We start from the raw sequence: 22,183 nt of genomic DNA, 5'->3' as shown, positions 1-22,183 counted from the left end.
CCGGGCGCGGCGCGCCGCTCAGCTCCAGGTCCGGCCGGTGATGCGCTCGTAGGCCTCTTCGTACTTGCGCCGGGTCGCCTCGACCACCTCGGCGGGGATCTCCGGGCCCGGGTACTCCTTGTTCCAGCCGGTGGAAGTCGACCAGTCGCGCACGAACTGCTTGTCGAAGGAGCGCTGGGCGCGGCCCGGCTCCCATTCGTCGGCGGGCCAGAAGCGCGAGGAATCCGAGGTCAGCACCTCGTCGCCGAGGGTGAGCACGTCACCGTCCCAGCCGAATTCGACCTTGGTGTCGGCGACGATCACGCCGGCCTTCGCCGCGTGCTCGGCACCGCGCGAGTAGATCTCGAGGGTCAGATCGCGCAGCCGCTCGGCGACCTCGCGGCCCTCCTGGTTCACCACATCGGCGAAGCTGATCGCCTCGTCGTGCCCTTCGGCGGCCTTGGTGGAGGGGGTGAAGATCGGCTCGGGCAGCTTGTCGCCGTCGCGCAGCCCCGGCGGCAGGGCGATGCCCGACACGGTGCCCGACTGCTGGTACTCCTTGAGCCCCGAGCCGGTCAGGTAGCCGCGCGCGATGCACTCGACCTGCACCATCTTCAGCGGCTTGACCCGGATACCGCGCCCGGCGAACTCGGCGGGCACGTCGGTGGCCGAGACCACGTGATTGGGGATGCCGGTGAAGTACTCGAACCACCAGTTCGACAGCTGCGTCAGCAGCGCGCCCTTGTCCGGGATCGGGGTCGGCAGCACGACGTCGTAGACCGAGACGCGGTCCGAGGCGACGAGCAGCAGGGTGTCGCCGTCCTCGTAGAGGTCGCGAACTTTCCCGGCGTGCACATGCTTCAACGTCGAGCCTCCGAATCCTGGGTGCGGTTTGCCCGGAACTCTACCGGCTGCCCCGCACCCCGATCGGGCCTGGTCACCGCGACGCGAGGCCGGTCACATTCCGTCGCGGCGCGCTCTCGTCACCGGTGGTCCGGTCACGCGCTCGCGCGGTCGCTGTCGCTGCGGCGGAAGGTCCGGCGGTAGGCCAGCGGGGCGACGCCGATCGCGGTCTGGAAATGCTGGCGCAGTGAGGTTCCGGTGGCGAAGCCGACCCGGCCCGCGATCTGCTCGACCGACAGCTCACTGGCCTCGAGCAGGTCGCGGGCGCGCACCACGCGCTGCTGGGTGAGCCAGCGGCCGGGGCTCAGGCCCACTTCGTCACCGAAGCGGCGGGCGAAGGTGCGGCTGCTCATGCCCGCGTGCCGGGCGAGGTCGGCCATGGTCAGCGGCAGATCCAGGTTCTCCAGGGCCCAGTGCCTGGTCGCGGCGGTGCTCGCCATCGCCGGATCGGGGACGGGCAGGTCGATGTACTGCGCCTGCCCACCCTCCCGCCACGGCGGCACCACGCATCGGCGCGCCACCTCATTGGCCACCGCGCTGCCGTGATCGGCGCGCACGATGTGCAGGCACAGGTCGACCCCGGAGGCCGCGCCCGCCGAGGTCAGGACATCGCCGTCGTCGACGAACAGGACGTCGGGGTCGAGCCGCACCAGGGGAAAGTGCCTGCGGAACAACGCGGCCATCCGCCAGTGCGTGGTCGCGGGCCTGCCGTCGAGCAGACCCGCCGCGGCCAGGACGAACGCGCCGGTGCAGATCGACACGACGCGCGTGCCGGGCCGGATCCGCGCGAGCGCGCCCCGAGTCACCGCGCCGAGCCCGGCGAGCGCCTCGGTGATGTCGGACGCGGGGATCACCACCGTGTCGGCGGTCGCCAGCAGTTCGGGCCCGTGCTCGACGGCGATCCGGAAGTCGGCGCAGGTCCGCACCGGCCGCCCGTCGACGGAACAGGTGAGCACCTCGTAGCGGTCGTCGATGGTGCCGAAGACGCGCTGCGGGGTGCCGAGTTCGAACGGGTAGACGCCGTCGAGCGCCAGGACCACCACACGATGCATGGCACGATTCTATCGGATGATGACTTTCATGCCATTTCCCCGGCGGCCGCCACCCGGCACCGTTGACCCCATGACCGACACCATGCGCGCCATCAGTCAGGACACCCTCGGCGGACCCGAGGTGCTGCGCGAGATCGAATTGCCCCGTCCCACACCCGGTCCGAGCGAAGTCCTGGTTCAGGTGCACGCGGCGGGCCTCAACCCCACCGACTGGAAACACCGGGCGCGGTCCGGGTTGTTCCTGCCCCCGCCGCCGTTCGTCCTCGGGTGGGATGTCTCGGGCACCGTGGCGGCCGTCGGGGTGGGCGTCACCCTGTTCGCGCCGGGTGACGAGGTGTTCGGCATGCTGCCCTACCCACACGGCCACGGCTCGCTCGCGGAGTACGTCACCGGCCCGGCCAGGGCCTTCGCGCGCAAGCCGAGCCAGGTCGACCACACCGTGGCCGGGGCGACACCACTGGCCGCGCTCACCGCGTGGCAGGCCCTGGTCGATACCGCGCGGGTCGCGGCGGGACAGCGGGTGCTGATCCACGCGGCGGGCGGCGGCGTGGGACATCTGGCGGTGCAGATCGCGAAGGCCCGCGGCGCGTACGTGATCGGGACGGCGAGCGCCGCCAAACACGAGCACCTGCGCGAACTCGGCGCCGACGAACTGATCGACTACCGGACCGTGGATTTCGCCACGGCCGTCACCGACGTGGACGTCGTGCTGGACACCCTGGGCGCGGCGAACGCCCGCCGGTCCCTGCCTACGCTGCGGCCCGGTGGCGTGCTGGTCACCATCCTGCCGACCGGCGACGCCGACCTGCGGGCCGACGCGGACCGCCATGGGGTGCGCTACGCCGAACTGCTGGTGGAGGCCGATCACGCCGGGATGAGCGCGATCGCCGAGCTGCTCGCCGCGGGCACGCTGCGCCCGACCATCGCCGGGGTGTTCCCCCTGGCCGCGGCGGCGAAGGCGCACGCGCTCGGGGAGACGGATCGGACGCTCGGGAAACTCGTCGTCACGGTGCGCTGACCGATCGGCGCCGCCACCAGCGGGGTGGCGGCGCCGTCGGCGCGCGGGTGGCGGGAAACTCGTGAGCGGTGCTCGACGGCAAGTGGCATTGTGGACGCTGATGTGCGCTCCGGTGCCGACCGGAACGCCGAGCCGTGCCGTGTTCGTCGACGACGAAGGAGATCTATGTCCGCCCCGAATCTCACCCGCGACCAGGCGGTCGAACGCGCCGCGACGGTGGCCGTGCAGAACTACCGGATCGAACTCGACCTCACCGACCAGCCGCGAAGCGCGGGCTCGGAAGTGTCGGACACCTTCGGTTCGAAGACCACGGTCACCTTCACCGCCACCCCCGGCGCGAGCACGTTCATCGACCTGGTGGCGCCGCGGGTGCGCTCGGCCGTGCTGAACGGGACCCCGCTGGACATCAGCGACTACGACGAGTCGACCGGGATCACGCTGCCCGAGCTGGCCGCGACCAACGAGCTCGTCGTCGAGGCGGACTGCGAGTACTCGCACACCGGTGAGGGTCTGCACCGCTTCGTCGACCCGGCCGACGACAACGTCTACCTGTACTCGCAGTTCGAGACCGCCGACGCCAAGCGGATGTTCGCCTGCTTCGACCAGCCCGACCTCAAGGCCACCTTCGACATCGTCGCCACCGCGCCCGGTGACTGGCGGGTCGTCTCCAACGGCGCCACCGCCGAGGAGCACAAGGTCGGCGCGGTCGTGCGGCACACCTTCGCGACCACTCCGAAGATGAGCACCTACCTGGTCGCCATGATCGCCGGCCCGTATGCCACCTGGACCGACACCTACACCGACGGCCACGGCGAGATCCCGCTCGGCCTGTTCTGCCGCGCCTCGCTGGCCGAGCACATGGACGCCGAGCGGCTGTTCACCGAGACCAAGCAGGGTTTCGCCTTCTACCACGACAACTTCGGCGTGCCGTACGCCTTCGGCAAGTACGACCAGCTGTTCGTGCCGGAGTTCAACGCGGGCGCGATGGAGAACGCGGGCGCGGTCACCTTCCTCGAGGACTACGTGTTCCGCTCCAAGGTGACCCGCGCGTCCTACGAGCGCCGCGCCGAGACCGTGCTGCACGAGATGGCGCACATGTGGTTCGGCGACCTGGTCACCATGAAGTGGTGGGACGACCTGTGGCTCAACGAGTCGTTCGCGACCTTCGCCTCGGTGCTGTGCCAGGCCGAGGCCACCGAATACACCAGCGCCTGGACCACATTCGCGAATGTGGAGAAGTCCTGGGCCTACCGCCAGGACCAGCTGCCCTCGACCCACCCGATCGCCGCCGACATCCCCGACCTGCACGCGGTCGAGGTCAACTTCGACGGCATCACCTACGCCAAGGGCGCCAGCGTGCTCAAGCAGCTCGTCGCCTACGTCGGGTTGCAGCCGTTCCTGGCCGGGCTGCGTGCCTACTTCGCCGAACACGCCTACGGCAACGCCACCTTCGACGATCTGCTCGCCGCGCTGGAGCAGGCGTCGGGACGTGACCTGTCGGACTGGGGCGCGCAGTGGCTCAAGACCACCGGCCTGAACATTCTGCGCCCGGACTTCCTCGTCGCCGCCGACGGCACGTTCGCGAGTTTCGCCGTGGTGCAGGAGGGTGCCGAGCCCGGTGCCGGTGAGCACCGCGTGCACCGGATCGCGATCGGTGTCTACGACGACGTCGACGGCAAGCTGGTGCGCACCCACCGCGTCGAGCTCGATCTCGACGCGACCGGGCGCACCGAGGTGCCGGAGCTGGCCGGGGTGCCGCGCGGTCAGCTCGTGCTGGTCAACGACGACGACCTCACCTACTGCTCGCTGCGCCTCGACCCCGACTCGCTCGACGTGGTGGTGCAGCGCGTCGGTGACATCGCCGATTCGCTGCCGCGCACGCTGGCCTGGTCGGCGGCCTGGGAGATGACCCGTCAGGCCGAGATGAAGGCCCGCGATTTCGTCGCGCTGGTGCAGCGCGGGATCGGCGCGGAGTCCGAGATCGGCGTGGTGCAGCGGCTGCTCATGCAGGCAGCCACCGCCATCTCCAGCTACGCCGAACCGGGGTGGGCCGAGCAGGAGGGCTGGCCCGGCTTCGCCGACCGGCTGCTCGAGCTGGCCCGCGCGGCCGAGGCGGGGTCGGATCATCAGCTCGCCTTCGTCAACGCCCTCACCGGCGCGAAGCTCCAGTCGCGCCACACCGGCGTGCTGACGCAGCTGCTCGACGGCGATCCCGCGGCCGCCGGGCTGGCCGGGCTCACCATCGACACCGACCTGCGCTGGCGCGTCGTCACCGCGCTGGCGGCGGCGGGGCAGATCGATGCCGACGGGATCGACGCGCCGACCATCGACGCCGAGCTGGCGGGCGACCCGACCGCGGCGGGCAAGCGCCAGGCCGCGGCGGCGGCCACCGCGCGGCCGATCGCCGAGGTGAAGGCGCAGGCCTGGAACACGGTGATGGGCGACGACTCGGTGCCCAACATCACCGCCCGCGCCATCGTCGGCGGCTTCGCGCCCGCCGGTCAGGGCGCGTTGCTCGCGCCGTACGTGGACAAGTACTTCGCCGACATCCCGGCGGTGTGGGAGCGCAGGTCCAGCGAGGTCGCCCAGACCGTCGTCATCGGCCTGTACCCGCACTGGGCCATCAGCGAGGACGCGGTCGCCAAGGCCGACGAGTTCCTGGCGGGCGATCACCCGCCGGCCCTGTACCGCCTGGTCTCCGAGGGCCGTGCCGGGATCGAACGGTCGCTGCGCGCACGCGAGTTCGACGCCAAGTAGGTGGCACCAGGACAGGCCCCGATCCCCCGCGGATCGGGGCCTGTCGTGTTCTCGCTGTGGCTCAACGCATTTCGCCACGTCGGCGGATCCGGCGGGTAGGCTCCGACCCGGGGGATCACCTCCATGTCGGTCTTCGAAGGAGAAGCGGGATGGAAACCATCGCTGTCGAGCGGGTGATCGCGGCGCCGATCGATCAGGTCTTCGACTGGTGCGCGACCACGACGAACTACGAGCGCTCGTTCTGGGTGCTGCGCAACCGGCTGGCCCACCCCGGTCAGGGCGCGCCGTACGGGGTCGGCGCGATCCGGCGGCACACCTGGCTGATCGGCCACCTCGAGGAACGGATCACGCGCTACGACCCGCCGTTCTCGTTCGACTACCTGGTCACCCGCAGCGTTCCGCCGTCACGGCACGAGGGCGGCACCATGACCTTCACGACCGTGCCGGGCGGCACGCGGGTCGTCTGGACGACCACCATGGAGGCGAAGGTGCCACTGCTCGCCGGACCGGTCACGCGCGGGCTGGCGGCGCCGGTGGTCGCCAGGATCTTCGGGCAGATCCTCGATATCTGCGCGAAGGAGCTGACCGTGGCCGAGCCGACCGCGGGCTGATCCAGCGCCACCCCGGCGGGCCGCCTCTGCTGCTGTGAGCGGATCTGCCGGGAGCAGCAACGGCGGCGAAACCCGGTGCGCGCGAGGCACCGTGGACGCATGGCACACGACGACAAGACCCCGATGTTCAGCTGGCGGGCCCGCGAACAACTGTTCGGCCGCCGCATCCTCGTGCTCGACGGCGCGCTCGACGACGACAACGGCACCCTGCTGATCACCCAGCTGCTCACACTGGCCGCGCAGAGCCCCGAGGCCCCGATCTCGCTGTGGATCCACTCCCCTGGCGGCTCGGTGCCCTCGATGCTCGCCATCCGCGACGTGATGCGACTGGTCCCGTGCGAGGTCTCCACCCTCGCCCTCGGACTGGCGTGCAGCGCTGGGCAATTCCTGCTCTCCTCCGGCACGCCGGGACGCCGGTTCGCGCTGCCGCACGCCCGCATCCTCATGCACCAGGGCTCGGCCGGCATCGGCGGCAGCGCCGTGGAGGTCGAGGTGCAGGCCGACGATCTGCGCTACACCGTCGACACCGTGCTCGGCCTGATCGCCGCCGACACCGGCCAGCCGTTCGACCGGATCTACGAGGACTCGCTGCACGACCGCTGGTTCACCGCCACCCAGGCCAAGGACTACGGCTTCATCGACCACATCGTCGAATCGTTCGACCAGGTCGTCCCCAACCGCCACCGCATCGGCATCACGGCCTGAGACAGGTTCTCGCAGAGGAGATTCCCATGACCAGTTACACCATCCCCAATGTCGTGTCCCAGCATCGCGGCGGTGAACGAATCACCGACATCTACTCGCATCTGCTCAGCGAGCGCATCGTCTACCTGGGCACACCCATCGATTCCGGTGTCGCCAACGCGCTCATCGCCCAGCTGCTGCACCTGGAATCCGACAGCCCCGGCCAGCCGATCAGCCTGTACATCAACTGCGAGGGCGGCGACCTGTCCGCCATGCTCGCTGTCTACGACACCATGAGTTTCATCAAGGCGCCCGTGCACACCACCTGCGTCGGCCAGGCCATCGCGGTCGGCGCGGTGCTGCTGGCCGGTGGCGCGGCCGGGCATCGCGCGATGCTGCCGCACACCCGGATCGTGTTGCACCAGCCCGCGACTCGCGGCCAGGGCACCATCCCGGACCTGATCCTGCAGGCCGACGAGATCGTCCGGATGCGGGCGGCCATCGAGGCGATCCTGTCCAAGCACACCGGGCAGACGCCGGAGACCCTGCGCCGCGACACCGACCGGGACCGCGTGTTCACCGCCGCGACGGCGCTGGAATACGGCCTGGTCGACCGCGTATTGCACGAGCGGGAGTGAGCGCCGGGCTGTGCGCATGCCCGCCGGGATCGGCCGAGCCGATTCCTCGGCGGCGCGACGCACGCACAGCCCGATTCAGCGTTGGCTCACTGCTTTTCGATGCGGTCCAGGTAGGCCCGGCGCACCGTGTCGTCGACCCGGGTGATCGCGGCGTCGTCGTGGGCGGCCTTGCGGAAGACCCGCATCACCGGCTCGGGCACCAGCCCGGCGGCATCGGCCATCAGCCCGACATACGACGGCACCGCGATCTCGGCGGCCCTGGACTTCACGCTGCGGACCACGGCGGCGGCGATGTCCTCGGGATCGACGGCGGGCAGGATGCCGTAGTCGATGCCGGAACTGAGTTCGGTGCGCACCGCCGAGGGCAGCACCGCGCTCACGCTCACGCCGGTGGCGTCCATCTCCAGCCGGGTCGCCGCGGTCAGCCCGACCACCGCGAACTTGCTGGCGTTGTAGACCGCCAGGCCCTTGATCGGGAACTTGCCCGCGAGCGAGGCGACATTCACCACGTGGCCGTAGCCGCGCTCGACCATGCCCGGCAGGGCCAGCCGCATCCCGTGGATGACGCCGTAGACGTTGACGTCCATGGTGAGCTGGTCGATCCGGTCGGCCTGCTCGAGGAAGGCGCCGTTGGGCATCACGCCCGCGTTGTTCACCAGCACGTCCAGCGGTGCGCCGCGCCAGGTCTCGGCGGCCGCGAGGAACGCCGCGTAGGAGCCCTTGTCGGTGACGTCGAGGACATGGCCCATCGCCCGGTCGCCGAGTCCGTCGGCGGCCTGCACCGCCAGCGCCTCGTCGAGATCGCCGAGCGCGACATAGGCGCCCCTGGCGGCGAAGGCCGCGGCGGTGGCCAGGCCGATGCCGCGCGCGGCGCCGGTGATCGCGACCAGCGCGCCGTCCAGATCAATCCGTGGGTAGCTCATGCGGGGACCGCCATCTCGTCGTCGTGGGTGATGCTGAAGTCGTCGGGGTCGAAGGCGCTGACCCGGCGGGTCAGTTCGCCGGTGGACCAGGGCCAGCTGAAACTGTTGCGGCCGTTGGCATCCAGGTAGTAGCTCTGGCAGCCGCCCGCGTTGTAGACGGTGCCGGTGAGCGCGGCCTGCACCTGGTCGACGTAGCGGGCCTGGACCTCGGGGCGCACGTCCAGGATCGCCCAGCCGTGGCGCCGGGCACGCGCGATCGCCGAAACCAGGAAGTCGACCTGCGCCTCCAGGATGGCGAAGGCCGAGGAGTGGCCGGTGCCGAGGCTGGGGCCGAGCACGGTGAACGCGTTCGGGAAACCGGTGGTGACGGTGCCGAGGTAGGCCTCGGGCGAGCCCTGCCAGTGCTCGGCCATGGTGCGGCCGTCGGCACCGCGCACGATGTCGGCCAGCGGGGTGTCGAGGATGTGGAAGCCGGTGCCCAGGATGACGGCGTCGACCTCGGCGGTGCTGCCGTCGGCGCCGAGCACGGTGCTGCCGCGGAACTCGGCGACGGCGGTGGCGTGCACGTCGACGTTGTCCTTGGTCAGCGACTGGAGGTAGCTGTTGGAGAACAGGATTCGCTTGCAGCCGAGCAGGTAGTCGGGGGTGAGCTCGGCGCGCAGCTGCGGATCACGCACCACCGCGCGCAGATACGCCGAGCCGACCTTCTGCACGGTCTGCATCAGCGGCCGCGGATGGCGGAACGCCACACCGAGCGCTTCCATCAGCCCGTACTCGACCGAGCGCAACGCCTTGTGCGCGAACGGCAGCCTGCGCATTACCCGCTTCTCGACGGCGGGCACCGGATGGTCGAGCTTGGGCAGCACCCACTGCGCGGTGCGCTGGAACAGGTGCAACTCGGCGACCTCGGGCTGGATGGCGGGCACGAACTGCACCGCCGAGGCGCCGGTCCCCACCACGGCGACGCGCTTGCCGCGCAGGTCGTAGTCGTGGTTCCAGCGCGCGGAGTGGAAGACCTCGCCGGGGAACTCGGCCAGGCCGGGGATGTCGGGGAAGCGCGGTTCGTTCCACGGGCCCGCGGCCGAGACGACGAACCGGGCCGTCAGCTCCCCGGTGCTGGTGTCGAGGCGCCACCGGCGGTCGGTGTCATCCCAGCTCGCACCGAGCACTTCGACGCCGAAGCGGGTGCGCGCGGCCAGACCGTTGTCGCGGGCCACCCGGTCGACGTAGGCGAGGATCTCGGGCTGCGTCGCGAACAGCCGCGACCATTCGCTGTTGGGCGCGAAGGAGAACGAGTACAGGCCCGAGGGGACGTCGCAGGCGCAGCCCGGATAGGTGTTGGCGCGCCAGGTACCGCCGAAGGTCTCGGCCTTGTCGAGGATCACGACGTCCTCGACGCCCGCCTCGGCGAGCTTGATGGCGGCGCAGATGCCCGAGATACCCGCACCGATCACGACCACTTCGTGGTGACTCATACGTTTTCTCCTTCGACAGCAGATGTCCGGATCGCGTCGGCGACCCGGGCGGGGACGGCCCGGTGGGCGGCGGCCAGGGTGGCCGGGCGCCGGGCGGAGTCCATGAAGTTGGCGCCCATGGCCGCGAGTTCGGCGGGGCCGGGCTCGACCCGGATCACCCGGGTGCCCCGCGCGCGCAGCAGCGCCACCTCGCGATCGAGGCCGCGCGTCATCTGGCCGCGCAGCAGTCGTTCGACCCGGCTCAGGCCGGTGGCGGGCGCGCCGCCCTCGGTGGTCATCGGCGCGACGACCACCACCTCGTCGAGGTCGAGCGGGGCCAGCAGATCGGCCGACACCGAGGACACCGCGCCACCGTCGACGAACGGGCGGCCGCGCACCGGCACCGGCGGGAACCAGCCGGGGATGGCCCAGGAGGCGGCGATGGCGGTCCCGAGGTCGACGGTCGGCGCGCTCGGTGACCCGAAGGCGACCCGCTCGCCGGTGCGCGGGTCGGCGGCGACCAGCCAGGTGGCCGGATGGTCGACCCACCCGCCGCGCGGGGTCAGCGCCCGGCCGAAGGCGCGCAGCCAGTCGGCGTCACCGCGGCCCTTGGGCAGCAGTCCGGCCAGCGCGGTGTAGACCGATCCGCCGCGCACACCGGCGCCGATCAGCCCGAGACCGGGCAGCCCGAGGCCGGGTACCGGCGGCGTCATCCCGGGGTCGACGGCCACATGCCGGGCCAGGACCGGATCGGCACCGGGCGCGCCGTCGAGCGCGGCGAGCAGGTCGGCCGGGGTTCGGCCCGCGCCGAGCGCGGCGACGATCTCGGCGCCAGCGGAGGTGCCGATCAGTACGTCGGCGGTGCGGACATCCCAGCCGAGTGCCTGTTCGACGGCGTCGAGGGCGACCGCGGTCCAGGCGAAGCCGAGGATGCCGCCGCACCCGATGGCGAGGCCACGTCGTGTAGTCATAACTCGGATACTAACGGTATTTGAATTCCAGCGGTACCCCGACTTGCTACACTTTTGCCGTGGCCGCCCGGATGACACGTAAGGAATCGCACGCTCAGACCCGCGAACGACTGGTCGAGACCGCCAAGCGACTTTTCCTCGCGGACGGCTACAACGTGACCTCACTCGAGAAGGTGGCCGCCGAGGCGGGCTTCTCCAAGGGCGCCGTCTACTCGAACTTCGCCACCAAGCACGAACTGGGCCTGGCCGTGATCGATGTCGTGCACGTGGAGCGCGCGCACTCGCTCAGCGAGGCGGTCCTGCGCCACGACACGATGACCGAGCGGATCGAGGGGTTCGCGCGCTGGGCCGACGAGAACATCGGTGATGTCGGCTGGACGGCGCTCGAGGTCGAATTCGCCACCAGCACCCGGCACATGCCGGAGGTGCGCACCGAGCTGGCGGCGCGCAGGCGGTCGATGACCGCGGTGCTCGGCTCGCTGATCCAGGTCCAGGCCGACGAGATGGGCTTCGAGCTGCCGATCTCGGCCGACGACGCCGCCGTGCAGCTGCTCTCGCTCGGTATCGGTCTCGGCGTGCAACGCGCGATCGACCCCGAGATGCCGGTCAGCGCGCTGGTCGACCTGCTGCGCAGCCTGCTCGAATCGGTCCGGACGGCGTAACCGTCCGGCTCAGGCCACCATGAGGACGGCGTTCGGCGCGAACGAGTTCTGCACGGGCGCGGGCTGCGCGTGCGTGCCGATACCGCGGTCACCGCCGAGGACGACGGCCCTGGCCGGGACCCGGCCGCGCAGCGACTCGGCCACCTGGGCGACCAGATCGCTCAGCGAGGTGTCGAGCGCGCCGGCCAGCGCCGCGATCATCTCACTCGACGGCTCCTTGCGGCCGCGCTCGACCTCGGACAGGTACTGCGGGGAGATACCGGCGCGACCGGCGGTGTCGACGAGCGTGGAGCGTTGCTCGAGCCGCAGCGTCCGCAGCCGCTCGCCGAGGGCTTCGCGCCACAACGGTTCGGGGCGCGGCCGCCGTTCGCCGCGTCCGCCCGGAATCACCCGCAACCCGCTGTGTTCGCCCATACGTCGAGCGTAGGGACACCGGTCCCGACACACCCGGTTCTTCTGCTGTGGGCGTAACTCAGCGGGTGATGCCGAAGCGGGTGTCCACCCAGCCGAGCGCGTCGGCGAAGGACGCCGCCACGATGCCGCTGTGGTCGACGTCGTCGTACTTGCGGTAGTCGACGGACTGACCGTTGAGCTGCTGTTCGGCCACCATCGCGTCGGTCGACTTCAGCGGCACGGTCATGTCGGAGCGGCCCTGCAGGACCAGCACCGGCGCCGCGAAACGCAAGGCGCTGGGATCATTGTCGTCGAGGACCCGGAGCAGGCCGGACAGATCACCGTCCTTCGTGAACACGTCCTTCGCCGACAGCCCGCCCCACTTGCTCCGATCCCGCAGTCCCGCGGTGCATTCGGAGTCGGCGAGCGGCAGCATCGAGACCGCGCGCCCGGTGAGGAACCGGCCGGGATCGACATCGGTGACGGTCTGCGCGCCGCGCACCAGCAGCGGCACGTACAGCGAGACGTCCCCGGTGCCGAGCTTGCCGAGCGGATTCGACACCGCCCACTTCGCCATCCTGATCTGTTCACCCAGGTGCGAGGCGGGTGCCAGCGCGACCGCGCCCAGCAGTTCCGCGCCGGGCGCCCACCCGCCCGCCGCGCTCGCGGCGAACAGGGCGGCGTGCCCGCCTTGCGAATGCCCCATCGCCACCCAGCGCGTGCCCACGGTCCGGTCGACTTCGCGTGCGGCCGTGGCGATATCGCTCATCGCCCGCTGTTCGGTCTCGCCGATCAGATAGCCGTGGTTGCCCGGCGTGCCGAGGCCGAGATAGTCGGTTCTGGCCACGGCGTAGCCCTTGGCGACCCAGCGGGCCTGGTCGTCGCGGCCCGGCGAGGACCCCTCGGTGCGCGAGGGCGCGCACGCATCGGCGACGCCGTTGGTGCCCGGTGCCCACGACAGCAGCGGCCAGCCGCCCGCCGGTGGCGTCCCCTCCGGCACGGCGAGCGTGCCCGAGACCGCGACGGGGGCGCCCTGCGCGTCGACCGATCGGTAGAGCACCAGGAAGTTGCGGGCGCCCGGCACCGCCTGCGACCCGGTGACCGGTTGCGTCCGGATCACCGACCCGTGCGGGCCCGGAATCGATTCCGCGGGTGGCGAATAGAAGTCCGACCGTGGCGCTCCCACGACCTCGGCCGCGCTCGCCGTGTCCGGCGCGCAGGCCGTGGCGGGCCAGGCCAGACAGGCCACCGCGGCGGCCGTGATCACCCGGGCGATTCCCGTCTGCATGTTCCCCCCACTGCCACCGAACGGCCGCCCCGCGCGACCGGTAAACCGCCGATCAGGTTACTCGATGCCGCGCGGACGGCCGGGCGCCGCACGTCGCCCGGCCGTCCGTCGGGCTCAGCGCAGGGTCCGGCCGAGGAAGTCGCGGATCAGCGCGGCGATCTCCGGTCCGTGCGTCTCCAGGGCGAAATGGCCCGCGTCGAGCAGGTGCAGTTCCGCGTCGGGCAGGTCGTTGAGGTAGGCGCGGGCACCGTCGGCCCCGAAGATCTCGTCGTGCTCACCCCAGGCGATCAGGGTCGGCGGGCGATGCTCGGCGAAGTACTTCTGGAACGCGGGATAACCGTCGAGGTTGTTCTTGTAGTCGAAGAACAACTGGAGCTGGATCTCCTTGTTGCCAGGGCGATCCAGGTAGGCCTGGTCGAGAGTCCACGTGTCCGGGCTCACCAGCGACAGCCGGTCGGCCGGAACACCGTGTGTGTACTGCCATTTCGTGGCGTCGAGCTCGAGCAGCTTGCGCACCTCGGGTTCATGGGTGACGCGGTCGGTCGCGTGCGCGAACAGTACCTCCCAGAACGGCGTGAAGCCCTCCAGGTAGGCGTTGCCGCTCTGGGTGATGATCGCGGTGACCCGCTCCGGGTTGCGCGAGGCGATGCGCAGGCCGATGGGGGCGCCGTAGTCCTGGATGTAGATCGCGAAGCGATCGATGCCGAGGGTGTCGAGCAGGTCGAGGGTGATGTCGGTGAGCGCGTCGAAGGTGTAGTCGAACTCGTCGACACCCGGCGCGGCCGACTGGCCGAAGCCCAGGTGGTCGGGCGCGATGACGTGGTAGTCCTCGGCGAGGGCCGGGATCAGGTTGCGGAACATGGCCGAGCTCGTCGGGAAGCCGTGCAGCAGAAGCACAGTGGGACGGTCCGGGTCGCCCGCTTCGCGGTAGAAGACGGTGTGGCCCTGGATCTGGACGGTGTTGTGGCGGATCTGGCTCATGATGGATCTCTCTTTCTCGGTGGGTGATTACTCGGACCAGGCGGAGTTCTGGATGACCTCGACGAAGTCGCCGCGCCGGAAGCCGGGGACGAAATGGGCCAGCACATCGGCTTTCACGGTGCCGAAGGTGGTGTCGGGGCGGTCGCGGATGCCGTCGGTGAAGGCGGCGAGGATCTGGCGTTTGAAGTCGGGGCGGGGATGCTCGGCGACCACGGCGTCGCGCTGTCGGTCGGAGATCGCGTCGTAGCCGATTCCCAGCACGTCCAGCTCGACGCCACGCGTGACCAGCGCGATCTCGGGCGCCATGTGCAGGGGGATCTCCGGGGTGGTGTGCAGGGCGATGCCGGTCCAGGCGAGGTCGGCCAGGCAGTCGGCGATGCCGTGTGCGCGCAGGAAGCGTCGGGCCTCGTCGGCGCCGTCGATCTCGAAGCGCTGGTTGCCGGAGCGGTAGCGCCGGGTCAGGCCCAGGTCGTGGAACATGGCGGCGACGTAGAGGATCTCGGGGTCGTAGCTCAGGCCCGACGCCGCCCCGCGCAGGGCGCCGAAGTAGTAGACGCGGCGGGAGTGGTGGTAGATCAGCGGGCTCGCCGCGGTGCGGACCAGCTCGGTGGCCTCGGCCACCAGCGCGGAATCCGGAATCGCCGGAAGCTCGGTCATCGGGGTTTTCCTTTCAGGCGGTGACCGGTTCGCGGTGGCGAACCGGAGTGATCAGGGCCGCGGCGGCGGCGGTGAACACCAGACCCAGCGCGAAATAGCCGCGGTAGCTGTCGGTCAGGGCGTGTACGACGGTCGCCACGGCGAGGCCGGTGGCAGCGGACAGCTGGTGGATCACCCAGGCCGGGGCGAGCGTGCGGCCCATCCGGGCCGGGTCGAGGCCGCGCGAGAGGATCGCCATGGTCAGCGGGATGACCGGGAACGAGGCGACGCCGAACAGCACGGCCACCACGACCAGCACCTGCGGGCCGGGGACGAACACGGCGGGCAGCAGGGCGGCCAGGCGCACCGAATACAGCACCCGCAGCAGGGGTTCCGGTGGATAGCACCGCAGCAGGCGCACCATCGCGGCCGAGGTGAGTCCGGCCGCGAGGGCAGCCAGGGCAACGAGCCTGCCCGCGCCCGCCACCGACCAGCCCTGCTCCACCGCGTGCTTGGGCAGCATCAGCACGACCACGTACAGGGTCGCCGCGTGTAACCCGAAGGACACCAGCACTGTCCATCGGTCGGCCAGCGACTCCCCGGCGCCGGCGACCGTCGCCGCCCGCTGATCCGTCGGCAGCAACCGCCACAGCACGGCGGTGGCGGCCAGGCCGATCGCGCCGAGCAGCGCGAAGGTGCCGCGCACGCCGATCGGCTCGAACAGCGCCGTGGCCGCCCACGGCGTGATCAGCTGACCCAGGTTGATGCCGATCGCCGCGCGCGCCATGGCGGGTCCGGCCTGCGCGCCGTGCGCCCGGCCGAGCAGGGTGGTCACGGTCAGCGTCGAGGAGGACGCGAAGCCGAGGCCGCCGAGCACCATGTAGGCCGCGACGAACTGCCAGGTCTCGGTGACCGTGGCCAGCACCAGGTAGCTGCTCGAGATCAGGGTGAGCCCGCCGATCAGCACGAGCTTGGGCCCGAACAGGTCGAGCAGCCTGCCGATGCCCTGCTGCGCCAGCCCGGTGACCGCGGTGCCCAGCGCGGCGGCGACGGCCAGCGCTGTCGCCGAGACGCCGTACGCGGCGGCGGTCGGCGCGAAGAACACGCCCATCGTGAAGTTCAGGCCGAACGACACGGTCATCGCGGCGAGTCCGGCCCAGGCGAGATGTTCACGTCGCATGCCGTCACCTCCTAACTATCTAATGTGATTTGAATGGTTATAACTGGGCCGCGGTCGGCGGCATTCCCGTCGCCGGACATCAATCGCGCGCGGAATCGCTTCGTAGGCGGGCGATCTCGGCTTCCAGTTCGCCGATCCGATCCCGCAGGACCTGCATCGCCTCGGCGACCGCCGCGCGCGGGAACAGCGGCGGAATGTGCTGGCGGCAGTTCCAGTCGAACGCCTCTACCTCGATCAGCACCGCGCGCTCGACCCGCGCCGGGTAGCCCTCGATCGTGAGCGCGGCGATCAGGTCCGGATCGTCGGCGGCCTCGACCACCCGCGCCCGGCCGAAGATCTTCATCCGCGTCTGCGTGGCGTAGTCCATCAGGAACAGCGAGACCCGGTCGTCGTGGTCGAGATTGCCGCGGCTGATGTACTGCTTGTTGCCCCGGAAGTCGGCGAAGCCCAGCGTGCGCTCACCGAGGACCTTCAGGAATCCCGGTGCGCCACCGCGGTGCTGGATGTAGGGCCAGCCGGTCTCACCGACCGTCGCCAGGTAGAAGCTGTCCCGCTCGCCGATGAACCAGGCCTCGTCGGGCCCGATCCGGTCGGCGACCTCGGGCACCTGCGCCATCCACTCGTAGCTGCGCAGGCTGCCGTGCGCGCGCTGATGCGCACGCACCAGCGGAGTGAACGCGACTTGCGCGTAGCGCCCGGTCACGACTACCCCTTCGCCCGTTCGGCATCGCTCCCGGTGACGACGCGGACCCGCCGCGGCGCCAGTCGCGCTCGGATCGAACCGAATCGGGCGTGCGCGGCGCGGCCGGACGGCGGGACGGTGTGGAAGGTCATGGGCTCGCCCTTTCGGTTCGTGAGGATGGCTGCCATCGCTCTAACCATCTAACAACAGATAGAAGGTTAGAGCGGAGGTGTTTGATTCCCGGTTCGGGGAAAAACTTTCGGATGGGCGACGGAACGCCTTCGCGGCGTACTCAGAACCTACGGCGCGGGCGGGGCCCCGACGGCGGACCGCCGACGCCGCGCAGCGGACTTTCCGCGCCAGCCCGACCGGCCGGAAATTCGGTTGGGGCGCCACGACCGCCGTGGACTAGCATCCGCTGGTGATCGACAGCACCATCCCGGTACGCACCGCCCGGCTGATCCGGGCGACCGCGCGGGATGTCGGGGTCACCGAGGCCGAGCTGCGGCATCTGCCCGGCCCCGATCCCGCGGGCATCGCCGACGGACTGTCCCGCATCCCCACCGAATCGACTTGGCGCATCTGGGAACTCGTCCACGCGGTCGGCGGTCCCGGCGCCGGGCTGCGCGCGGGCGCGGCCGCCGAGCGCGGGCAGCTGCTCGAATGGGACTACCTGTTCACCAGCGCGCCCACCCTGGCCGAGGGCGTCCGCGCCGCGTTCGATCTGCGGGCACTGGTCACCGATCCGGGCGTCGGCTGGACCGTGCGCGAGGACGGCGGACTGCTGGTCCTGCGGTTCGACGCGATCGAGCCGGATCCGCTGCTGGCTCCGGTCGAGGACTTCGTCCTGACGACGGTGCTGCGGCGGATGCGCGAGGCCACGCGCACGGCGATCACGCCCGTGCACGTCGCGCTCAGCCGGCGCGCGCCCGCCACCCGGCAGCACCTCGTCGACGTCTTCGGCACCCGGCGGATCGACTTCGGCGCCCCCCGCGCCCAGCTGACCTTCCTCGACGTCGGCGCGCTGCCCACCGGCACCGACCCGCAACTGGGCGCCCTGGTGCGGCAGCACGCCGAGCTCGCCCTCGCCACCTCCGGCCCCGTCCCCACCTACCGGGAAGCACTGCGCGCCGCGATCCTCGACGAACTCGCCGCGGGCGACCTCGAACTCCCCGCCGTCGCGGCCCGCTTCGCCGCCAGCCCCCGCACCTTCCAGCGCAGGCTCGCCGAGGCGGGCACCACCTGGCGCGACGAAGTCGACGCCGCCCGCCGCGAGCGCGCCGAAGCGCTCCTGCGCGAGTCCGACCTCCCCGTCCAGTCCATCGCCGCCCGCCTCGGCTACAGCGACGCGCGGACCCTGCGCCGCTCCTTCCGGCGCTGGACCGGCCAGAGCCCGGACACCTTCCGGCGGGCCGCCGGGCCGGGAAACACGAACGGCGCGTTCACCCGAAGGTGAACGCGCCGTTCGGCGGAAACGAACTAGCGGCCGATGGCCGCGGCCATCACGCGGACGGCGGAGATCAGGCCGTCGATCAGGTTGCCCTGACGGAACGACGCCAGCGCGGCGGTGACGCCCAGCTGGCAGATGCGATCGTTGGCACGCTCGGCGACGTTGGCGCCGGAGCGCACCTCGATGGCGTGCTGGTTCGGCGAGACCGCGATGAGCACCGAGTCGGCCGCCTCGGGGGTGTTCGGCAGGACCGCGTCGGCGCCGGCCGCCGGGTCGTTGCCGAGATCGCCGAGGTAGATGTTGAAGCGGACCTTGGTCGCGCGGGTCGCTTCGGTGAGCGCGTTGTCGAGCATGATGCGCTCACGGTCGGTGAACGGCACCTCGTCGAAGACGGTGCCCGGCTCGTGCACGCCCGAGACGCGGCCGCTGCTGGTCAGCGCGAATCCGTGCGGCAGGTCGGCTTCGACCACCGCAGGCCAATTAGAACTTGCCACTTGCCCGGCCTCCGATCAGCTCCGCGTTCGCGGCGTCGAGAGCCGCATGGCTGCCATGCGACTCGGCGGTGTGGTGACCCGCCGCGGCGGTCACCTCATCGGTAGCACTCCACAGCACCGGCTGGTGGGTCCACTTCTGCCCGAGCGCGAAGTGGGCCGGCTTCTCGCCGGGGAATGGCTTACCGAGATAGGACAAACCCGCGATCGCGAAGTAGATCGCGGCCGGGATGCCGACGAAGATCAGCACTGTCTCGAGAATGCTCACGGACCAACGGTAGACGATGCTGTGTAGTAGTTCATCCTCCGGCACTCCCGAAACCGCGTGTCCGCCCTCCTCAGACCAGCCAGGCCGCCGCGTTCGCGGGCAGCCGGTCGTCGGCGACCGGGGCGCTGGCCAGCAGCACCTCCCCCGGCGGCAGCTGGATCGGCCCGTCGGAGGCATTGAGGACGCAGATCAGTCCCCCGGGCCTGCGGAAGGCCAGGCACCCGTCCGGGCTGCCGTACCACTCGATCCGGTCGCCCGCGAATTCCGGTCGCGTGCCACGCAGGTCGATCGCCAGCCGGTACAGCGACAGGGTCGAATGCAGGGTCTCCAGCTGGGCTTCCACCGTGCGGTCGGCCCAGTCGGCGGGGATCGGCAGCCACGGGGTGCCCGTGGTGAAGCCGAACGGGGTGGCCGCGCCCTCCCACGGGATCGGTACCCGGCAGCCGTCGCGCCCGCGTTCGGTGTGACCGGAGCGCTCCCACACCGGGTCCCGCAGCGCGTCCTCGGGCAGATCGTCGACATTGGGCAGGCCGAGTTCGGCGCCGTTGTAGACGAAGACCGCGCCGGGCAGGGCCAGCTCGACCATCATCATCGCCCGCGCCCGCGCCACCCCGGTGCGGCCGTCGCCGTAGCGGGTGACCTCGCGTTCGATGTCGTGGTTCGACAGCGTCCAGGTCGGCGGGGCACCGACACCGCTCACCGCGTCGAGCGAGTGCGTGATGGCCGCGCGCACGCCCTCGGCGGTGAAGGGGGTCTCGGCCAGCCGGAAGTTGAACGCCAGGTGCAGTTCGTCCGGGCGGACATACTCGCCGAAGCGGGTGTTGTCGTCGACCCACACCTCGCCGATCGATACCGCGTGCGGGTAGTCGTCGAGCACCGTGCGGATGCGGCGGTGGATAGCGTGCACGCCGGGATTGTTGAAGCGGGGATCGTCGTCGTCGTGAACCAGCATCTTGGTCTCGACCTTCGCCATGTCGGGCAGGCCGTCGGGCTTGGCCATCCCGTGCGCGACATCGATGCGGAAGCCGTCGACCCCGCGGTCGAGCCAGAACCGCAGCGTCTTCTCGAAATCGGCGGCGACCTCGGGATTCTCCCAGTTCAGGTCCGGCTGTTCGGGCGCGAAGATGTGCAGGTACCACTGGCCCGGCGTGCCGTCCGGCTCGGTGATCCTGGTCCAGGCCGGGCCGCCGAAGATGCTCGGCCAGTTGTTGGGCGGCTCGGCGCCGTCGGGACCGCGGCCGTCCCGGAACAGGTAGCGGGCTCGCTCGGGGCTGCCCGGCGCCGCCTCCAGCGCCGCGGCGAACCACGGGTGCTCGACGCTGGTGTGGTTGGGCACCAGGTCCATCGTCACCTTGATCTCGCGGTCGTGCGCCTCGGCGATCAGCTCGTCGAAGGCGGCCAGCCCGCCGAAGAGCGGGTCGATGTCGCGCGGGTCGGCCACGTCGTAGCCCCCGTCGGCCTGCGGCGAGCGCATCACCGGACAGATCCACAGCGCGTCGACGCCCAGTAACTCCAGGTAGCCCATCTTTTCGCGAACGCCGCCCAGATCGCCGACACCGTCACCGTCGGAGTCCGCGAACGAGCGTGGGTAGACCTGATAGAACACGGCGGTTGTCCACCACGGAGCGGTGCTGTTTTCCCCCGGCACCGGCGAGGCAGGTGTCTGTGTCACAACCGCAATATTGCCAAAGATTGCCCGGGATATTCCTACGGCGCGAGACTTTCTGCGAATCTGGCAAATCGCCAGCGTTCGCCACGCCGGGGCGAAACACCGGGGTAAACCTCGGCATCGAGCCGAAACCGCGGCGCCACCTGCCGGTCATCAGCGAACGCGGGGCACCCTCACCCTCAGCCGGGCGCGTTCTGCAGTGAGGCGGCCGCCATCTGGAAGTAGTCCATCAGCTGCTTGCGGTGCGCGTCGTCCAGGATCGACGGCTCGATCTCGCCGACCGCGATGGTCATGCACCGCATCCAGGCGTCGCGCTCGAGCGGGCCGACGACGAACGGGTGGTGCCGCATCCGCAGCCGCGGGTGCCCGCGCTCGTCGGAGTAGGTGCGCGGACCGCCCCAGTACTGTTCGAGGAACATCCGCAGTCGGCGCTCGGCCGGGCCGAGGTCCTCCTCCGGGTACAGCGGGCGCAGGATCTCGTCGGCAGCGACCTCGCGATAGAACACGGACACGATGCGGCGGAACGTCTCGGCGCCACCCACCGCTTCGTAGAACGAGGTCGTTGTCTGCTCACCTGAAGTCACGGCCTCCATTGTGCCCCGATGGCCCGGCGGGCGGCCGGGCGGCAGCCGCGGTCACGAACGCGCGGCCCTTCAACCACAGTTCACCCGGAAGTTTGAAAAATAGCCGTGCAATACCGGCGGAACCATGGTCAACTGGGGGGCAGTATCGGCCCCAGATACCACATGATCCTGCCAATCATGAAATTGAGGTCAAGATGAAGCAGCGACCAGGCGCCCGGTCACACGAGGCGCGCGCGCACCGACAACTCCAGCCCGCCGACGTCCACAATCGTGGCTCGGGGGCCATTCCGCTGCACATCTTGTCCGATCACCATCCGGGCGCACACGGTCATCACGACCTGCCGCATCACCCCGCGCCATTGCACCTTGCCGGAGACCACGACGCCGCCGCATGGCGCAAACGCCGGGTCCTCCTCCTCAACGCCACCTACGAGCCGCTCACCGCGCTGTCCGCGCGCCGTGCTGTTGTCCTGCTGATCTGCGCCAAAGCCGACGCCGTTCACGACAACCCCGAAGCCCCGGTCCTGCATTCGGCGGGTGCCGAAGTGGCGATTCCCTCCGTCATCCGGTTGCGCACCTACGTGCGCGTGCCCTATCGCGCCCGGGTGCCGATGACCCGTGCCGCGCTCATGCACCGCGACCGCTATCGCTGCGGATACTGCGGCGGCAAGGCCGAGACCATCGACCACGTGATCCCGCGCAGCCGCGGCGGCGAGCACTCGTGGGAGAACTGCGTCGCCAGCTGCGCCCCCTGTAACCACCGCAAGGCCGACAAGATGCTCACCGAGCTCGGCTGGACGCTGCGCCACCCCCTGGTCTCCCCCAAGGGCCCGCACTGGCGGCTGCTGTCCACCACCGCCGACCTGGATCCGATCTGGTTGCAGTACCTCGGCGAAGGAGCCGCCTGAC

General features: G+C 70.6%; 23 protein-coding genes. 8 read left to right on the top strand and 15 right to left on the bottom strand.

Going from position 1 to position 22,183, the window contains the following annotated elements:
- Positions 1-18 precede the first annotated feature (18 nt).
- Both ACFVW6_RS14470 and ACFVW6_RS14465 read right to left on the bottom strand, forming a co-directional pair.
- Positions 19-843, bottom strand: coding sequence for a phosphoribosylaminoimidazolesuccinocarboxamide synthase (locus ACFVW6_RS14470; RefSeq protein ID WP_378827672.1), 825 nt, complete (start codon positions 841-843; stop codon positions 19-21).
- Positions 844-977: 134 nt separating this feature from the next.
- Positions 978-1,934: a GlxA family transcriptional regulator gene (locus ACFVW6_RS14465; protein WP_378827674.1), complete on the bottom strand. Its 957-nt coding sequence runs from the start codon at positions 1,932-1,934 to the stop codon at positions 978-980.
- A 70-nt stretch (positions 1,935-2,004) separates the two neighbouring features.
- On the opposite strand from ACFVW6_RS14465, the gene ACFVW6_RS14460 reads away from it, so the two are divergent.
- The 5 genes from ACFVW6_RS14460 (at position 2,005) to ACFVW6_RS14440 (ending at position 7,642) form a co-directional block, all read left to right on the top strand.
- A complete protein-coding gene (locus tag ACFVW6_RS14460; protein ID WP_378827676.1) occupies positions 2,005-2,952 on the top strand; it encodes an NADP-dependent oxidoreductase in 948 nt (315 codons plus the stop codon).
- A 165-nt stretch (positions 2,953-3,117) separates the two neighbouring features.
- Positions 3,118-5,709, top strand: coding sequence for an aminopeptidase N (gene pepN, locus ACFVW6_RS14455; RefSeq protein ID WP_378827679.1), 2,592 nt, complete (start codon positions 3,118-3,120; stop codon positions 5,707-5,709).
- A 149-nt stretch (positions 5,710-5,858) separates the two neighbouring features.
- The gene (locus tag ACFVW6_RS14450; RefSeq protein WP_378827681.1) at positions 5,859-6,320 is read left to right on the top strand and encodes an SRPBCC family protein; all 462 of its coding nucleotides are present in this window, start codon (positions 5,859-5,861) and stop codon (positions 6,318-6,320) included.
- A gap of 99 nt (positions 6,321-6,419) precedes the next feature.
- Positions 6,420-7,025, top strand: coding sequence for an ATP-dependent Clp protease proteolytic subunit (locus tag ACFVW6_RS14445; RefSeq protein WP_355277019.1), 606 nt, complete (start codon positions 6,420-6,422; stop codon positions 7,023-7,025).
- 26 nt (positions 7,026-7,051) lie between these two features.
- On the top strand, positions 7,052-7,642 hold the full coding sequence (locus ACFVW6_RS14440) for a ClpP family protease (protein ID WP_218721508.1): 591 nt from the start codon (positions 7,052-7,054) through the stop codon (positions 7,640-7,642).
- 86 nt (positions 7,643-7,728) lie between these two features.
- Here ACFVW6_RS14440 and ACFVW6_RS14435 read toward each other — a convergent pair whose 3' ends face one another.
- Genes ACFVW6_RS14435 through ACFVW6_RS14425 form a run of 3 tightly spaced genes read right to left on the bottom strand, consistent with a single transcriptional unit; the run spans position 7,729 to position 10,990 of the window.
- Positions 7,729-8,565, bottom strand: a complete 837-nt coding sequence (locus tag ACFVW6_RS14435) for an SDR family oxidoreductase (protein WP_365015650.1) — start codon at positions 8,563-8,565, stop codon at positions 7,729-7,731.
- Positions 8,562-10,040, bottom strand: a complete 1,479-nt coding sequence (locus tag ACFVW6_RS14430) for a flavin-containing monooxygenase (protein ID WP_378827684.1) — start codon at positions 10,038-10,040, stop codon at positions 8,562-8,564. Before ACFVW6_RS14430 ends, ACFVW6_RS14435 begins: the two co-directional genes overlap by 4 nt.
- A complete protein-coding gene (locus ACFVW6_RS14425) occupies positions 10,037-10,990 on the bottom strand; it encodes a patatin-like phospholipase family protein (protein ID WP_378827686.1) in 954 nt (317 codons plus the stop codon). Before ACFVW6_RS14425 ends, ACFVW6_RS14430 begins: the two co-directional genes overlap by 4 nt.
- Before the next feature lie 71 nt (positions 10,991-11,061).
- Between ACFVW6_RS14425 and ACFVW6_RS14420 the strand changes: the two genes are divergently transcribed.
- Positions 11,062-11,652 (top strand): TetR/AcrR family transcriptional regulator, encoded by a 591-nt coding sequence (locus ACFVW6_RS14420; protein WP_378828180.1) that lies wholly within the window; start codon positions 11,062-11,064, stop codon positions 11,650-11,652.
- Positions 11,653-11,661: 9 nt separating this feature from the next.
- Here the strand turns inward: ACFVW6_RS14420 and ACFVW6_RS14415 are convergent, their stop codons facing one another.
- From ACFVW6_RS14415 to ACFVW6_RS14390, 6 genes are all read right to left on the bottom strand, one after another.
- The gene (locus ACFVW6_RS14415; protein ID WP_355277005.1) at positions 11,662-12,066 is read right to left on the bottom strand and encodes a helix-turn-helix transcriptional regulator; all 405 of its coding nucleotides are present in this window, start codon (positions 12,064-12,066) and stop codon (positions 11,662-11,664) included.
- Positions 12,067-12,124: 58 nt separating this feature from the next.
- On the bottom strand, positions 12,125-13,333 hold the full coding sequence (locus ACFVW6_RS14410) for a lipase family protein (RefSeq protein WP_378827688.1): 1,209 nt from the start codon (positions 13,331-13,333) through the stop codon (positions 12,125-12,127).
- 114 nt (positions 13,334-13,447) lie between these two features.
- Positions 13,448-14,314, bottom strand: coding sequence for an alpha/beta fold hydrolase (locus tag ACFVW6_RS14405; RefSeq protein ID WP_378827691.1), 867 nt, complete (start codon positions 14,312-14,314; stop codon positions 13,448-13,450).
- A gap of 27 nt (positions 14,315-14,341) precedes the next feature.
- Positions 14,342-14,971, bottom strand: coding sequence for an HD domain-containing protein (locus tag ACFVW6_RS14400; RefSeq protein WP_378827693.1), 630 nt, complete (start codon positions 14,969-14,971; stop codon positions 14,342-14,344).
- A gap of 13 nt (positions 14,972-14,984) precedes the next feature.
- Positions 14,985-16,130: an MFS transporter gene (locus ACFVW6_RS14395; RefSeq protein ID WP_378827695.1), complete on the bottom strand. Its 1,146-nt coding sequence runs from the start codon at positions 16,128-16,130 to the stop codon at positions 14,985-14,987.
- Positions 16,131-16,209: 79 nt separating this feature from the next.
- On the bottom strand, positions 16,210-16,833 hold the full coding sequence (locus tag ACFVW6_RS14390; protein WP_378827697.1) for a pyridoxamine 5'-phosphate oxidase family protein: 624 nt from the start codon (positions 16,831-16,833) through the stop codon (positions 16,210-16,212).
- Positions 16,834-17,233: 400 nt separating this feature from the next.
- Here ACFVW6_RS14390 and ACFVW6_RS14385 point away from each other — a divergent pair, with 400 nt between their 5' ends.
- Positions 17,234-18,268: a helix-turn-helix domain-containing protein gene (locus ACFVW6_RS14385; protein ID WP_378827699.1), complete on the top strand. Its 1,035-nt coding sequence runs from the start codon at positions 17,234-17,236 to the stop codon at positions 18,266-18,268.
- 23 nt (positions 18,269-18,291) lie between these two features.
- On the opposite strand, the gene ACFVW6_RS14380 is transcribed toward ACFVW6_RS14385, so the two are convergent.
- The 4 genes from ACFVW6_RS14380 to ACFVW6_RS14365 form a co-directional block, all read right to left on the bottom strand.
- Positions 18,292-18,756 carry a DUF5130 domain-containing protein gene (locus tag ACFVW6_RS14380; protein ID WP_355276990.1) on the bottom strand — a complete coding sequence of 155 codons (465 nt, stop codon included), beginning with the start codon at positions 18,754-18,756 and terminating at the stop codon, positions 18,292-18,294.
- Complete coding sequence (locus tag ACFVW6_RS14375) at positions 18,743-19,021, bottom strand: hypothetical protein (RefSeq protein WP_355276987.1); 279 nt, start codon at positions 19,019-19,021, stop codon at positions 18,743-18,745. The genes ACFVW6_RS14380 and ACFVW6_RS14375 overlap by 14 nt, the downstream gene beginning before the upstream one ends.
- Positions 19,022-19,091: 70 nt before the next feature.
- Positions 19,092-20,693: a glycoside hydrolase family 13 protein gene (locus ACFVW6_RS14370; protein ID WP_378827702.1), complete on the bottom strand. Its 1,602-nt coding sequence runs from the start codon at positions 20,691-20,693 to the stop codon at positions 19,092-19,094.
- Between the two features lie 176 nt (positions 20,694-20,869).
- The gene (locus ACFVW6_RS14365; RefSeq protein WP_355276981.1) at positions 20,870-21,283 is read right to left on the bottom strand and encodes a globin; all 414 of its coding nucleotides are present in this window, start codon (positions 21,281-21,283) and stop codon (positions 20,870-20,872) included.
- Positions 21,284-21,468: 185 nt separating this feature from the next.
- Between ACFVW6_RS14365 and ACFVW6_RS14360 the strand changes: the two genes are divergently transcribed.
- Positions 21,469-22,182 (top strand): HNH endonuclease, encoded by a 714-nt coding sequence (locus tag ACFVW6_RS14360; RefSeq protein ID WP_255588610.1) that lies wholly within the window; start codon positions 21,469-21,471, stop codon positions 22,180-22,182.
- Position 22,183: the final 1 nt, after the last annotated feature.

Origin of the sequence: Nocardia sp. NPDC058244 (genome assembly GCF_042882065.1) — a bacterium.
Classification (GTDB): Bacteria; Actinomycetota; Actinomycetes; order Mycobacteriales; family Mycobacteriaceae; genus Nocardia.
The sequence above is the reverse complement of the archived record's forward strand: the minus strand, read 5'-3'. Positions and strand labels throughout refer to the sequence as shown.

What these genes read in the sequence shown, in the direction of transcription:
- ACFVW6_RS14465 (WP_378827674.1), bottom strand. Translation starts at nt 1,934, where the DNA reads ATGCATCGTGTGGTGGTCCTGGCGCTCGACGGCGTCTACCCGTTCGAA.
- ACFVW6_RS14460 (WP_378827676.1), top strand. Translation starts at nt 2,005, where the DNA reads ATGACCGACACCATGCGCGCCATCAGTCAGGACACCCTCGGCGGACCC.
- pepN (WP_378827679.1), top strand. Translation starts at nt 3,118, where the DNA reads ATGTCCGCCCCGAATCTCACCCGCGACCAGGCGGTCGAACGCGCCGCG.
- ACFVW6_RS14450 (WP_378827681.1), top strand. Translation starts at nt 5,859, where the DNA reads ATGGAAACCATCGCTGTCGAGCGGGTGATCGCGGCGCCGATCGATCAG.
- ACFVW6_RS14445 (WP_355277019.1), top strand. Translation starts at nt 6,420, where the DNA reads ATGGCACACGACGACAAGACCCCGATGTTCAGCTGGCGGGCCCGCGAA.
- ACFVW6_RS14440 (WP_218721508.1), top strand. Translation starts at nt 7,052, where the DNA reads ATGACCAGTTACACCATCCCCAATGTCGTGTCCCAGCATCGCGGCGGT.
- ACFVW6_RS14435 (WP_365015650.1), bottom strand. Translation starts at nt 8,565, where the DNA reads ATGAGCTACCCACGGATTGATCTGGACGGCGCGCTGGTCGCGATCACC.
- ACFVW6_RS14430 (WP_378827684.1), bottom strand. Translation starts at nt 10,040, where the DNA reads ATGAGTCACCACGAAGTGGTCGTGATCGGTGCGGGTATCTCGGGCATC.
- ACFVW6_RS14425 (WP_378827686.1), bottom strand. Translation starts at nt 10,990, where the DNA reads ATGACTACACGACGTGGCCTCGCCATCGGGTGCGGCGGCATCCTCGGC.
- ACFVW6_RS14420 (WP_378828180.1), top strand. Translation starts at nt 11,062, where the DNA reads ATGACACGTAAGGAATCGCACGCTCAGACCCGCGAACGACTGGTCGAG.
- ACFVW6_RS14415 (WP_355277005.1), bottom strand. Translation starts at nt 12,066, where the DNA reads ATGGGCGAACACAGCGGGTTGCGGGTGATTCCGGGCGGACGCGGCGAA.
- ACFVW6_RS14410 (WP_378827688.1), bottom strand. Translation starts at nt 13,333, where the DNA reads ATGCAGACGGGAATCGCCCGGGTGATCACGGCCGCCGCGGTGGCCTGT.
- ACFVW6_RS14405 (WP_378827691.1), bottom strand. Translation starts at nt 14,314, where the DNA reads ATGAGCCAGATCCGCCACAACACCGTCCAGATCCAGGGCCACACCGTC.
- ACFVW6_RS14400 (WP_378827693.1), bottom strand. Translation starts at nt 14,971, where the DNA reads ATGACCGAGCTTCCGGCGATTCCGGATTCCGCGCTGGTGGCCGAGGCC.
- ACFVW6_RS14395 (WP_378827695.1), bottom strand. Translation starts at nt 16,130, where the DNA reads ATGCGACGTGAACATCTCGCCTGGGCCGGACTCGCCGCGATGACCGTG.
- ACFVW6_RS14365 (WP_355276981.1), bottom strand. Translation starts at nt 21,283, where the DNA reads ATGGAGGCCGTGACTTCAGGTGAGCAGACAACGACCTCGTTCTACGAA.
- ACFVW6_RS14360 (WP_255588610.1), top strand. Translation starts at nt 21,469, where the DNA reads ATGAAGCAGCGACCAGGCGCCCGGTCACACGAGGCGCGCGCGCACCGA.